This is a genomic window from Pantoea sp. SGAir0175, from assembly GCF_043547855.1.
This window is the reverse complement of record NZ_CP028081.1, coordinates 3,830,048-3,843,721: the sequence shown is the minus strand read 5'-3', so window position 1 is coordinate 3,843,721 and position 13,674 is coordinate 3,830,048. Positions and strand designations below refer to the sequence as shown.

The following is a 13,674-nucleotide window of genomic DNA, read 5'->3' as shown; positions in this document are numbered from 1 at the left end:
CTTCCTTTATCTCTCTCCTGATTCTCTCTCTGTAAAACTAACATCAGGTTTTGCCTGGTTAATGTGACGATATCTTTGATATATCCGTGTCTTAGAGGGACAAGCGATGGCTAAAGAGCAATTTCAACGTAACAAACTGCACGTAAACGTGGGCACCATCGGTCACGTCGACCACGGTAAAACCACCCTGACTGCGGCAATCACCACCGTTCTGGCTAAAACCTACGGCGGCCAGGCACGTGCATTCGATCAGATCGATAACGCGCCAGAAGAGAAGGCTCGTGGTATCACCATCAACACCTCTCACGTTGAATATGAAACCCCGACCCGTCACTACGCACACGTTGACTGCCCAGGCCACGCCGACTATGTGAAAAACATGATCACCGGTGCTGCGCAGATGGACGGCGCGATCCTGGTTGTTGCTGCGACTGATGGCCCAATGCCTCAGACCCGTGAGCACATCCTGCTGGGTCGTCAGGTTGGCGTTCCTTACATCATCGTGTTCCTGAACAAGTGCGACATGGTTGATGACGAAGAGCTGCTGGAACTGGTTGAGATGGAAGTGCGTGACCTGCTGTCTGCTTACGACTTCCCTGGCGACGATACCCCAATCGTACGCGGTTCTGCGCTGAAAGCGCTGGAAGGCGATGCTGAGTGGGAAGCGAAAATCGTTGAGCTGGCTGAGCACCTGGATAACTACATCCCGGATCCAGTCCGTGCTATCGACCTGCCGTTCCTGCTGCCAATCGAAGACGTATTCTCAATCTCTGGCCGTGGTACCGTTGTTACCGGTCGTGTTGAGCGCGGCATCGTGAAAGTGGGCGACGAAGTTGAAATCGTGGGTATCAAAGCGACTGCCAAGTCTACCTGTACCGGTGTTGAAATGTTCCGCAAATTGCTGGACCAGGGTCAGGCAGGCGAGAACTGTGGTGTTCTGCTGCGCGGTATCAAGCGTGAAGAGATCCAGCGTGGTCAGGTTCTGGCTAAGCCAGGCACCATCAAGCCACACACCCAGTTCGAGTCAGAAGTTTACGTTCTGTCTAAAGACGAAGGCGGCCGTCATACTCCGTTCTTCAAAGGCTACCGTCCACAGTTCTACTTCCGTACCACTGACGTAACCGGTTCAGTAGAGCTGCCAGAAGGCGTTGAGATGGTAATGCCAGGCGACAACATCAAAATGGTTGTTACCCTGATCCATCCAATCGCAATGGACGAAGGTCTGCGCTTCGCAATCCGCGAAGGCGGCCGTACCGTTGGCGCGGGCGTTGTTGCTAAAGTTATCGCGTAATAGCGATAATATTTGACGCAATGCACACGGAAAGGGCATCATTTGATGCCCTTTTTGTACGCTGTTAACCAGAACCTGGCTCATCAGTGATTTTCGATCATAATCATTGCTGAGACAGGCTCTGTATTACGGCGCTGGATACCGAGTTATGCCCAAAAGCGCATTCGGTTTGGATGCCTCGCTCTGCGGGGCAGAATAGTTTCTGAATTATTGTGGCAGGTTGGTTTATGAGTGCGAATACCGAAGCTCAAGGGAGCGGGCGCGGCCTGGAAGCGGTAAAGTGGGTAGTTGTGATCGCATTGCTGCTGGTAGCAATCGTCGGTAACTACCTGTATCGCGATGTGACACTGCCTTTACGCGCGCTGGCTGTCGTGGTGTTGATCGCTGCGGCGGGCGGCATTGCGTTGCTGACCACCAAAGGCAAAGCAACCGTGGCTTTTGCACGTGAAGCAAGAACCGAAATGCGTAAGGTCATCTGGCCAACTCGCCAGGAAACATTGCACACCACGTTAATCGTTGCCGCGGTCACTGCCGTGATGTCACTGATTTTGTGGGGGCTGGATGGTATTCTGGTCCGTCTGGTATCGTTTATCACTGGCCTGAGGTTCTGAGATGTCTGAAGCTCCAAAAAAACGCTGGTACGTCGTTCAGGCGTTTTCCGGTTTTGAAGCCCGCGTAGCCAAGTCGCTGCAAGAGCATATCAAACTGCACAACATGGAAGAACTGTTTGGCGAAGTCATGGTGCCGACTGAAGAAGTCGTGGAAATCCGTGGCGGCCAGCGTCGCAAAAGCGAACGCAAATTCTTCCCTGGTTACGTACTGGTCCAGATGGTGATGAATGACGCCAGCTGGCACTTAGTGCGCAGTGTACCGCGTGTAATGGGCTTCATTGGTGGTACCTCTGACCGTCCGGCACCGATCAGTGATAAAGAAGTGGATGCGATCATGAACCGCCTGCAGCAGGTGGGTGATAAGCCGCGTCCGAAAACGCTGTTCGAGCCAGGCGAGATGGTGCGTGTCAACGACGGCCCGTTTGCCGACTTCAACGGTGTGGTCGAAGAAGTGGATTACGAGAAGAGCCGCCTGAAGGTTTCTGTTTCTATCTTCGGCCGTGCAACGCCGGTTGAACTCGACTTTGCTCAGGTGGAGAAAGGCTAAGCCTTTTGTTCACTTTTTAGCTCTTGCGGAAGGCGCGAAATTTACCTATAATTTCGCGCCTTTTGTTTTTATGCGCTGGCAACAGCGTATAAATCGTTATCACGGGGAGCCTGTTCGCCAGGCGCTATACCCAATAGAGGAAATATCATGGCCAAGAAAGTACAAGCCTACGTCAAGCTGCAGGTTGCAGCTGGTATGGCTAACCCGAGCCCACCAGTTGGTCCGGCTCTGGGTCAGCAGGGTGTTAACATCATGGAATTCTGTAAAGCGTTCAACGCCAAAACAGAATCACTGGAAAAGGGTCTGCCGACTCCAGTAGTTATCACCGTATACAGCGACCGTTCTTTCACCTTCGTTACCAAAACGCCTCCGGCTGCCGTTCTGCTGAAAAAAGCAGCAGGCATCAAGTCTGGTTCTGGTAAGCCGAACAAAGATAAAGTCGGTAAAGTAACTCGTGCTCAGGTACGTGAAATCGCAGAAACCAAAGCTGCGGACATGACTGGTGCTGACGTAGAAGCGATGACTCGCTCTATCGAAGGTACTGCTCGTTCCATGGGCCTGGTAGTGGAGGACTAAGAAATGGCTAAGCTGACCAAGCGCATGCGCGTGATCCGTGACAAAGTTGATGCGACTAAACAGTATGACATCAACGAAGCTGTTGCTCTGCTGAAAGAACTGGCTACCGCTAAATTCGTAGAGAGCGTGGACGTTGCTGTTAACCTCGGCATCGATGCACGTAAATCTGACCAGAACGTGCGCGGCGCGACCGTTCTGCCACACGGTACTGGTCGTTCAGTACGTGTTGCCGTCTTTACCCAGGGCGCAAACGCTGAAGCTGCTAAAGCAGCTGGCGCTGAGCTGGTAGGTATGGAAGACCTGGCTGATCAGATCAAGAAAGGCGAAATGAACTTTGACGTTGTTATTGCTTCTCCGGATGCAATGCGCGTTGTTGGCCAGCTGGGCCAGGTTCTGGGCCCACGTGGTCTGATGCCAAACCCGAAAGTTGGTACCGTAACTCCTAACGTTGCTGAAGCTGTGAAAAACGCTAAAGCGGGTCAGGTTCGTTACCGTAACGACAAAAACGGCATCATCCACACCACCATCGGTAAAGTGGACTTCGATGCTGACAAACTGAAAGAAAACCTGGAATCTCTGCTGGTTGCGCTGAAAAAAGCTAAACCTGCTCAGGCGAAAGGCGTGTACATCAAGAAAGTCAGCATCTCTACCACCATGGGCGCCGGCGTTGCCGTTGACCAGGCTGGTCTGAACGCAGCAGCAAACTAATTGCTGCTTGTAACGGGCGAAAAATTCATCTAGAATCTTACGCCCGTTGTTCTGGTTGATCCGTCAATTCAGAACCCAAATTCATAGTCGCGGAGTGCACAGGTCTAAACACCTTGTCATTCAGCGACTAAGGTTGGAGCCAGGCCTGATCCTGGCCTCCGTCCAAGACCGCAGGAGCAGAACCTCTTTGGAAGTGATGCTTAATATCCTGCGTAGACGGTGACAGAACCAAAAAGAATTTTTTCTTCACTGGATTCTGCTCACCGTGTAACGCGCTTACGGCCTTCGGGTGTGTAAGTGAAGTGAGTTCCGGGAAATTTTCCCGGTCAAATCCAGGAGCAAAGCTAATGGCATTAAATCTTCAAGGCAAACAAGCAATTGTTGCTGAAGTTAGCGAAGTAGCCAAAGGCGCGCTTTCAGCGGTTGTTGCGGATTCCCGTGGCGTTACCGTTGATAAAATGACTGAACTGCGTAAAGCAGGTCGTGAAGCTGGCGTCTACATGCGTGTTGTTCGTAACACCCTGCTGCGCCGCGTCGTTGAAGGTACTCCATTCGAGTGCCTGAAAGACACGTTTGTTGGTCCGACCCTGATTGCATACTCTATGGAACACCCGGGCGCTGCTGCTCGTCTGTTCAAAGAGTTCGCGAAAGCGAATGCAAACTTTGAGGTCAAAGCTGCAGCCTTTGAAGGTGAGCTGATCCCGGCGGCACAAATTGACCGTCTGGCAACGCTGCCGACTTACGAAGAAGCACTGGCACGTCTGATGTCGACCATGAAAGAAGCTGCTGCTGGCAAGCTGGTCCGCACTCTGGCTGCTGTTCGCGACGCGAAAGAAGCGGCTTAAGGCCAGATTCTTTTTCTTCGTACTTGCTAACGTATAAACTTTTACTGATTCTTAGGAACAATTGTCATGTCTATCACTAAAGATCAAATCCTGGAAGCCGTTGCAGCTATGTCCGTAATGGAAGTAGTTGAGCTGGTTTCTGCTATGGAAGAAAAATTCGGCGTTTCTGCTGCTGCTGCTGTAGCTGTTGCTGCTGGCCCGGCTGAAGCTGTTGAAGAGAAAACTGAATTCGACGTTATCCTGAAAGCTGCTGGCGCGAACAAAGTTGCTGTAATCAAAGCCGTTCGTGGCGCAACTGGTCTGGGCCTGAAAGAAGCTAAAGACCTGGTTGAAGCTGCTCCAGCTGCAATCAAAGAAGGCATCAGCAAAGACGACGCAGCTGCACTTGAAGCTGCTCTGAAAGAAGCTGGCGCTGAAGTTGAAGTTAAGTAAGACAACCCTCGGGTTGCAGTCTGCGTAAACAGACTGATGGCTGGTGACTTTTTGGTCACCAGCCTTTTTGCGCTACAGGGGAATGATGGCGTTTCGCACTGTTTGTCCATTGTTCCTCTTCAATATCTTTTTCTATCGACGACTTAATATACCGCTTTCCTGTGAGGGTTCCCTGCCTGCGCAACGGCGATGAAATGATTTAAGAGTGATAGAAAGATGTATTGCATGGGGTGCCGCGCATCGCATGAAAAACAAAATAGTGTTGCATGAACTGTCCCTTCAGGACGGACAGCGTGGGTCGACTTGTCAGCTAGCTGAGGAACCCTATGGTTTACTCCTATACCGAGAAAAAACGTATTCGTAAGGATTTTGGTAAACGTCCACAAGTACTGGATGTGCCTTATCTCCTTTCTATCCAGCTTGACTCGTTCCAGAAGTTTATCGAGCAAGATCCAGAAGGCCAGTACGGTCTGGAAGCAGCCTTCCGTTCCGTGTTCCCAATCGCGAGCTACAGCGGCAACTCTGAGTTGCAGTATGTCAGCTACCGTCTGGGTGAGCCGGTGTTTGACGTGACAGAATGTCAGATCCGTGGCGTGACGTATTCCGCACCGCTGCGCGTTAAACTGCGTCTGGTGATCTACGAGCGCGAAGCGCCGGAAGGCACCGTCAAAGACATCAAAGAACAAGAAGTGTACATGGGCGAAATTCCGCTCATGACCGACAACGGTACCTTTGTCATCAACGGTACTGAGCGTGTTATCGTTTCTCAGCTGCATCGTAGTCCTGGCGTATTCTTTGACAGCGATAAGGGTAAAACGCACTCTTCCGGTAAAGTGCTGTATAACGCACGTATTATCCCTTACCGCGGTTCATGGCTCGACTTTGAGTTTGACCCGAAAGACAACCTGTTCGTCCGTATTGACCGTCGTCGTAAGCTGCCGGCCAGTATCATCCTGCGCGCGCTGGATTACACCACTGAGCAGATTCTCGATCTGTTCTTCGAAAAAGTGGTGTTTGAAATCCGCGACAACAAGCTGCAGATGGAACTGGTGCCTGAGCGCCTGCGTGGTGAAACCGCCTCCTTCGATATCGAAGCCAACGGCACGGTCTACGTTGAGAAAGGTCGTCGCATTACTGCGCGCCACATCCGTCAGCTGGAAAAAGACAACATTCAGCACATTGAAGTGCCGGTCGAGTACATCGCGGGCAAAGTGGTCGCGAAAGATTACATCGATCTGAACACCGGTGAGCTGATCGTGCCGGCGAACATGGAGCTGTCACTGGATCTGCTGGCGAAACTGAGCCAGTCCGGTCACAAACGCATCGAAACCCTGTTCACCAACGACCTGGATCACGGCCCGTACATTTCTGAGACACTGCGTGTTGACCCAACCAACGACCGCCTGAGCGCGCTGGTTGAGATCTACCGCATGATGCGTCCTGGCGAGCCGCCAACGCGTGAAGCCGCAGAAAACCTGTTCGAGAACCTGTTCTTCTCCGAAGATCGTTACGATCTGTCGGCCGTTGGCCGCATGAAGTTCAACCGTTCTCTGCTGCGTGACGAGATCGAAGGTTCCGGTATCCTGAGCAAAGACGACATCATTGAAGTGATGAAGAAGCTCATCGGTATCCGTAACGGTATTGGCGAAGTGGATGATATCGACCACCTCGGCAACCGTCGTATCCGTTCGGTCGGCGAAATGGCGGAAAACCAGTTCCGCGTTGGCCTGGTGCGTGTAGAGCGCGCTGTGAAAGAGCGTCTGTCTCTGGGCGACCTCGACACGCTGATGCCACAGGACATGATCAACGCCAAGCCAATTTCGGCCGCGGTGAAAGAGTTCTTTGGTTCCAGCCAGCTGTCCCAGTTTATGGACCAGAACAACCCACTGTCTGAGATTACGCACAAGCGTCGTATCTCTGCTCTGGGCCCAGGCGGTCTGACCCGTGAACGCGCCGGCTTCGAAGTGCGTGACGTACACCCGACTCACTACGGTCGCGTATGTCCAATCGAAACCCCGGAAGGTCCGAACATCGGTCTGATCAACTCACTCTCTGTTTACGCGCAGACTAACGAATACGGCTTCCTCGAAACGCCGTACCGCCGCGTGGTTGACGGTAAAGTGAGTGATGAAATTCATTACCTCTCTGCTATCGAAGAGGGTAACTACGTTATCGCTCAGGCGAACACCAACCTCGCCGATGACGGCAGCTTTGTTGACGATCTCGTCACCTGCCGTAGCAAAGGTGAATCGAGCCTGTTCAGCCGCGATCAGGTTGACTACATGGACGTTTCCACCCAGCAGGTGGTTTCTGTCGGTGCGTCACTGATCCCGTTCCTGGAGCACGATGATGCTAACCGCGCCCTGATGGGTGCGAACATGCAACGTCAGGCTGTACCTACCCTGCGTGCTGATAAGCCGCTGGTTGGTACCGGTATGGAACGTGCTGTAGCGGTCGACTCCGGTGTAACTGCCGTCGCGAAACGTGGTGGTACCGTGCAGTACGTCGATGCGTCACGTATCGTTATCAAAGTTAACGAAGACGAGATGTATCCGGGCGAAGCAGGTATCGACATCTACAACCTGACCAAGTACACCCGTTCTAACCAGAACACCTGCATCAACCAGATGCCGTGTGTTTCTCTGGGTGAACCTATCGAGCGTGGCGACGTGCTGGCTGACGGCCCGTCTACCGACCTCGGTGAGCTGGCGCTGGGTCAGAACATGCGCGTGGCGTTCATGCCATGGAACGGTTACAACTTCGAAGACTCCATCCTCGTTTCTGAGCGTGTAGTACAGGAAGACCGTTTCACCACCATCCACATTCAGGAACTGGCTTGCGTGTCGCGTGACACCAAACTGGGGCCGGAAGAGATCACCGCTGACATCCCGAACGTGGGTGAAGCTGCGCTCTCCAAACTGGATGAATCCGGCATCGTGTATATCGGTGCGGAAGTGACCGGTGGCGACATTCTGGTAGGCAAGGTCACGCCGAAAGGTGAAACCCAGCTGACGCCAGAAGAGAAACTGCTGCGTGCGATCTTCGGTGAAAAAGCCTCTGACGTGAAAGACTCGTCACTGCGCGTGCCGAACGGCGTTTCCGGTACGGTTATCGACGTACAGGTCTTCACCCGCGATGGCGTGGAAAAAGACAAGCGCGCGCTGGAAATCGAAGAGATGCAGCTGAAGCAGGCGAAAAAAGACCTGTCTGAAGAACTGCAGATCCTCGAAGCGGGCCTGTTCAGCCGTATCCAGGCCGTCCTGATTTCAGGTGGCGTGGAAGCGGAGAAACTGGACAAGCTGCCACGCGAGCGCTGGCTGGAACTCGGTCTGACCGACGAAGAGAAGCAGAACGCGCTGGAGCAGCTGGCTGAGCAGTATGACGAGCTGAAGCACGAGTTTGAGAAGAAACTCGAAGCGAAGCGTCGCAAGATCACCCAGGGCGACGATCTGGCACCGGGCGTGCTGAAAATCGTCAAGGTGTATCTGGCCGTTAAGCGTCAGATTCAGCCTGGTGACAAAATGGCGGGTCGTCACGGTAACAAAGGTGTTATCTCGAAGATCAACCCAATCGAAGACATGCCATACGATGAGAACGGTACGCCGGTCGACATCGTACTGAACCCGCTGGGCGTACCATCGCGTATGAACATCGGTCAGATTCTGGAAACCCACCTGGGTATGGCGGCGAAAGGCATTGGTGAGAAGATCAATGCGATGCTGAAGAAGCAGGAAGAAGTCGCCAAACTGCGTGAGTTTATCCAGCGTGCTTACGATCTGGGCACCGATGTGCGTCAGAAAGTTGACCTGAACACCTTCTCGGACGACGAAGTGCTGCGTCTGGCAGAGAACCTGAAAAAAGGTATGCCAATCGCGACGCCAGTGTTCGACGGTGCGAAAGAGAGCGAAATCAAAGAGCTGCTGCAGCTCGGCGGTCTGCCTTCTTCCGGTCAGATCACCCTGTTCGACGGCCGTACCGGTGAGCAGTTTGAGCGTCAGGTAACCGTAGGTTACATGTACATGCTGAAACTGAACCACCTGGTCGACGACAAGATGCACGCCCGTTCTACCGGCTCTTACAGCCTGGTTACGCAGCAGCCGCTGGGTGGTAAGGCGCAGTTCGGTGGTCAGCGCTTCGGTGAGATGGAAGTGTGGGCACTGGAAGCATACGGTGCCGCGTATACCCTGCAGGAAATGCTTACCGTTAAGTCTGATGACGTCAACGGCCGTACCAAGATGTATAAAAACATCGTTGACGGCAACCATCAGATGGAACCGGGCATGCCGGAATCCTTCAACGTACTGTTGAAAGAGATTCGCTCGCTGGGTATCAACATCGAGCTGGAAGACGAGTAAGCACTCGCAAGTACTGGTTATGGGACGCGCCTGGCGCGTCCCTGAGAGTTCCACTCCGACGGGAGCTAATCCGTGAAAGACTTACTTAAGTTTCTGAAAGCGCAAACTAAAACCGAAGAGTTTGATGCGATCAAAATTGCGCTGGCCTCGCCAGACATGATCCGTTCCTGGTCTTTCGGTGAAGTTAAAAAGCCGGAAACCATTAACTACCGTACCTTCAAGCCGGAGCGTGACGGTCTTTTCTGTGCCCGTATTTTCGGACCGGTAAAAGATTACGAATGCCTGTGCGGTAAGTACAAGCGTCTGAAACACCGTGGCGTGATCTGTGAGAAGTGTGGCGTTGAAGTCACGCAGACCAAAGTGCGTCGTGAGCGTATGGGCCACATCGAGCTGGCTTCGCCGACCGCGCACATCTGGTTCCTGAAATCACTGCCATCCCGCATCGGTTTGCTGCTGGATATGCCGCTGCGTGATATCGAGCGCGTGCTGTACTTCGAATCTTATGTTGTGGTCGAAGGCGGCATGACCAACCTGGAAAAACGTCAGATTCTGACTGAAGAGCAGTACCTTGACGCGCTGGAAGAGTTCGGTGACGAATTCGACGCGAAGATGGGTGCGGAAGCTATCCAGGCGCTGCTGAAAAATATGGATCTGGAGCAGGAGTGCGAGCAGCTGCGTGAAGAGCTGAACGAAACCAACTCTGAGACCAAACGTAAAAAGCTGACCAAGCGTATCAAGCTGCTGGAAGCGTTCGTGCAGTCTGGCAACAAGCCAGAGTGGATGATCCTGACCGTTCTGCCGGTGCTGCCGCCAGATCTGCGTCCGCTGGTACCGCTGGACGGCGGTCGTTTCGCTACGTCGGATCTGAACGATCTGTATCGTCGCGTGATCAACCGTAACAACCGTCTGAAGCGTCTGCTGGATCTGGCTGCTCCAGATATCATCGTACGTAACGAAAAACGTATGCTGCAGGAAGCGGTAGATGCCCTGCTGGATAACGGCCGTCGCGGTCGTGCCATCACCGGCTCTAACAAACGTCCTCTGAAATCTTTGGCCGACATGATCAAAGGTAAGCAGGGTCGTTTCCGTCAGAACCTGCTGGGTAAACGTGTTGACTACTCCGGTCGTTCGGTTATCACCGTAGGTCCATACCTGCGTCTGCATCAGTGCGGTCTGCCGAAGAAAATGGCACTGGAGCTGTTCAAACCGTTCATCTACGGCAAGCTGGAACTGCGTGGCCTCGCGACCACCATTAAAGCGGCCAAGAAAATGGTTGAGCGCGAAGAAGCGGTCGTCTGGGATATCCTGGATGAAGTGATTCGCGAACACCCGGTACTGCTGAACCGTGCACCAACCCTGCACCGTCTGGGTATCCAGGCGTTTGAACCGGTTCTGATCGAAGGTAAAGCGATCCAGCTGCACCCGCTGGTGTGTGCGGCGTATAACGCCGACTTCGATGGTGACCAGATGGCTGTTCACGTACCGCTGACGCTGGAAGCCCAGCTGGAAGCGCGTGCGCTGATGATGTCTACCAACAACATTCTGTCTCCAGCGAACGGCGAGCCAATCATCGTTCCTTCACAGGACGTTGTTCTGGGTCTGTACTACATGACCCGCGACAAAGTGAACGCCAAAGGCGAAGGCATGGTGCTGACCGGCCCGAAAGAAGCTGAGCGTGTTTACCGCGCTGGCCAGGCCGAGCTGCATGCACGCGTTAAAGTGCGTATCACTGAATACAGCAAAAATGAGCAGGAAGAGCTCGTTGCGAAAACCAGCCTGATCGACACCACCATTGGTCGTGCGATCCTGTGGATGATCGTACCGAAAGGTCTGCCTTACTCCATCGTCAACCAGGCGCTGGGTAAGAAAGCGATCTCTAAGATGCTGAACACCTGTTACCGCATCCTGGGCCTGAAGCCGACCGTTATCTTTGCTGACCAGACCATGTACACCGGCTTTGCCTATGCAGCCCGTTCAGGTGCCTCAGTAGGTATCGACGACATGGTGATTCCTGCCAAGAAAGCAGAAATCATTGCAGAAGCCGAAGCGGAAGTGGCCGAGATCCAGGAGCAGTTCCAGTCTGGTCTGGTTACCGCGGGCGAACGTTACAACAAAGTCATCGATATCTGGGCTGCGGCTAACGAACGCGTATCCAAAGCGATGATGGATAACCTGCAGACCGAAACCGTGATCAACCGTCACGGCGAAGAAGAGCAGCAGGTTTCGTTCAACAGCATCTACATGATGGCCGACTCCGGTGCGCGTGGTTCTGCGGCACAGATTCGTCAGCTGGCAGGTATGCGTGGTCTGATGGCGAAGCCAGATGGCTCCATCATCGAGACGCCAATCACCGCGAACTTCCGTGAAGGTCTGAACGTACTCCAGTACTTCATCTCGACCCACGGTGCGCGTAAAGGTCTGGCCGATACCGCACTGAAAACGGCGAACTCCGGTTACCTGACCCGTCGTCTGGTTGACGTGGCGCAGGACCTGGTGGTCACCGAAGACGACTGTGGCACATTCGAAGGCATCATGATGACCCCGGTCATCGAAGGTGGCGACGTTAAAGAGCCGCTGCGTGAGCGTGTACTGGGTCGTGTGACGGCAGAAGACGTGCTGAAGCCGGGCACTGCGGACATCCTGATCCCGCGTAACACCCTGATCGATGAGCACTGGTGTGACGTGGTTGAACTGAACTCCGTGGACGCGATTAAAGTGCGTTCCGTGGTGAGCTGTGAAACCGACTTCGGTGTGTGTGCACACTGCTACGGTCGCGATCTGGCACGTGGTCACATCATCAACAAAGGTGAGGCCATCGGCGTTATCGCAGCACAGTCCATCGGTGAGCCGGGTACCCAGCTGACCATGCGTACCTTCCACATCGGTGGTGCGGCATCGCGTGCGGCAGCTGAATCCAGCATTCAGGTGAAGAACAAAGGTACTATCAAGCTGACCAACGCCAAGTCAGTAACCAACTCCTCCGGGAAGCTGGTTATCGTCTCGCGTAACGTTGAGCTGAAGATGATCGACGAGTTCGGTCGTACCAAAGAGAGCTATAAAGTGCCTTACGGTGCGGTCATGGCGAAAGGTGATGGCGAGCAGGTTGCCGCGGGCGAAACCGTTGCAAACTGGGATCCACACACCATGCCGGTTATCACCGAAGTGGGCGGTTTCATCCGCTTCACCGACATGATCGACGGTCAGACCATTACCCGTCAGACTGACGACCTGACCGGTCTGTCATCGCTGGTGGTACTGGATTCTGCAGAGCGTACTGCGGGCGGTAAAGACCTGCGTCCGGCACTGAAAATCGTTGATGCCAACGGCAACGATGTACTGATCCCGGGCACCGACATGCCGGCACAGTACTTCCTGCCAGGTAAAGCGATTGTGCAGCTGGAAGATGGCGTGAAGATCAGCTCGGGTGATACCCTGGCGCGTGTTCCGCAGGAATCTGGCGGTACCAAGGACATCACCGGTGGTCTGCCACGCGTTGCCGACCTGTTCGAAGCGCGTCGTCCGAAAGAGCCAGCTATCCTGGCGGAGATCAGCGGTATCATCTCCTTCGGTAAAGAGACCAAAGGCAAGCGTCGTCTGGTGATCACGCCGGTTGACGGTAGCGATCCGTATGAAGAGATGATTCCGAAATGGCGTCAGCTCAACGTATTCGAAGGTGAACGTGTAGAACGTGGTGACGTCGTATCTGACGGCCCAGAGTCTCCGCACGACATCCTGCGTCTGCGTGGCGTCCATGCTGTGACCCGTTACATCACTAACGAAGTGCAGGAAGTTTACCGCCTGCAGGGCGTTAAGATTAACGATAAGCACATCGAAGTCATCGTGCGTCAGATGCTGCGTAAAGCAACCATCATGAACGCGGGTAGCTCGGAGTTCCTGGAAGGCGAGCAGGCGGAAGTCTCTCGTATCAAGATCTCCAACCGCGATCTGGAAGCGAACGGCAAAATCGGCGCGACGTACATGCGTGACCTGCTGGGTATCACCAAAGCCTCGCTGGCAACCGAATCGTTCATCTCTGCGGCATCGTTCCAGGAGACCACCCGTGTCCTGACCGAAGCAGCGGTAGCAGGCAAGCGCGACGAACTGCGCGGCCTGAAAGAGAACGTTATCGTGGGTCGTCTGATCCCGGCCGGTACCGGTTATGCTTACCACCAGGATCGTATGCGTCGCCGTCAGGCGGGTGAAGCACCGGTTGCACCGCAGGTGACTGCGGATGAAGCCTCTGCCAGCCTCGCTGAGCTGCTGAACGCCGGTCTGGGCGGTAGCGACGACGAATAATCGTCTGCTCTGC

Annotated in this window: 9 protein-coding genes; all 9 read left to right on the top strand. The window is 53.9% G+C overall.

All coding sequences use genetic code 11. The features are described from left to right. The first annotated feature begins 106 nt into the window (after positions 1–106). The 9 genes from tuf to rpoC all read left to right on the top strand — a co-directional run bounded on the left by tuf (position 107) and on the right by rpoC (position 13,661). The gene (gene tuf, locus C1N56_RS17950; protein ID WP_022547082.1) at positions 107–1,291 is read left to right on the top strand and encodes an elongation factor Tu; all 1,185 of its coding nucleotides are present in this window, start codon (positions 107–109) and stop codon (positions 1,289–1,291) included. 227 nt (positions 1,292–1,518) lie between these two features. Continuing rightward, positions 1,519–1,902 carry a preprotein translocase subunit SecE gene (gene secE / locus C1N56_RS17945; RefSeq protein ID WP_021508209.1) on the top strand — a complete coding sequence of 128 codons (384 nt, stop codon included), beginning with the start codon at positions 1,519–1,521 and terminating at the stop codon, positions 1,900–1,902. A 1-nt stretch (position 1,903) separates the two neighbouring features. Beyond that, positions 1,904–2,449 (top strand): transcription termination/antitermination protein NusG, encoded by a 546-nt coding sequence (gene nusG / locus C1N56_RS17940; RefSeq protein ID WP_010616908.1) that lies wholly within the window; start codon positions 1,904–1,906, stop codon positions 2,447–2,449. A 147-nt stretch (positions 2,450–2,596) separates the two neighbouring features. After that, complete coding sequence (rplK, locus tag C1N56_RS17935; protein ID WP_013507401.1) at positions 2,597–3,025, top strand: 50S ribosomal protein L11; 429 nt, start codon at positions 2,597–2,599, stop codon at positions 3,023–3,025. Positions 3,026–3,028: 3 nt separating this feature from the next. Then, positions 3,029–3,733: a 50S ribosomal protein L1 gene (gene rplA / locus C1N56_RS17930; RefSeq protein WP_021508208.1), complete on the top strand. Its 705-nt coding sequence runs from the start codon at positions 3,029–3,031 to the stop codon at positions 3,731–3,733. 347 nt (positions 3,734–4,080) lie between these two features. Continuing rightward, positions 4,081–4,578 carry a 50S ribosomal protein L10 gene (gene rplJ / locus C1N56_RS17925; protein WP_021508207.1) on the top strand — a complete coding sequence of 166 codons (498 nt, stop codon included), beginning with the start codon at positions 4,081–4,083 and terminating at the stop codon, positions 4,576–4,578. Between the two features lie 66 nt (positions 4,579–4,644). Then, positions 4,645–5,010, top strand: a complete 366-nt coding sequence (gene rplL, locus C1N56_RS17920) for a 50S ribosomal protein L7/L12 (protein ID WP_021508206.1) — start codon at positions 4,645–4,647, stop codon at positions 5,008–5,010. A gap of 326 nt (positions 5,011–5,336) precedes the next feature. Continuing rightward, on the top strand, positions 5,337–9,365 hold the full coding sequence (rpoB, locus tag C1N56_RS17915) for a DNA-directed RNA polymerase subunit beta (RefSeq protein WP_021508205.1): 4,029 nt from the start codon (positions 5,337–5,339) through the stop codon (positions 9,363–9,365). A 72-nt stretch (positions 9,366–9,437) separates the two neighbouring features. Continuing rightward, positions 9,438–13,661: a DNA-directed RNA polymerase subunit beta' gene (gene rpoC / locus C1N56_RS17910; protein ID WP_021508204.1), complete on the top strand. Its 4,224-nt coding sequence runs from the start codon at positions 9,438–9,440 to the stop codon at positions 13,659–13,661. Positions 13,662–13,674: the final 13 nt, after the last annotated feature.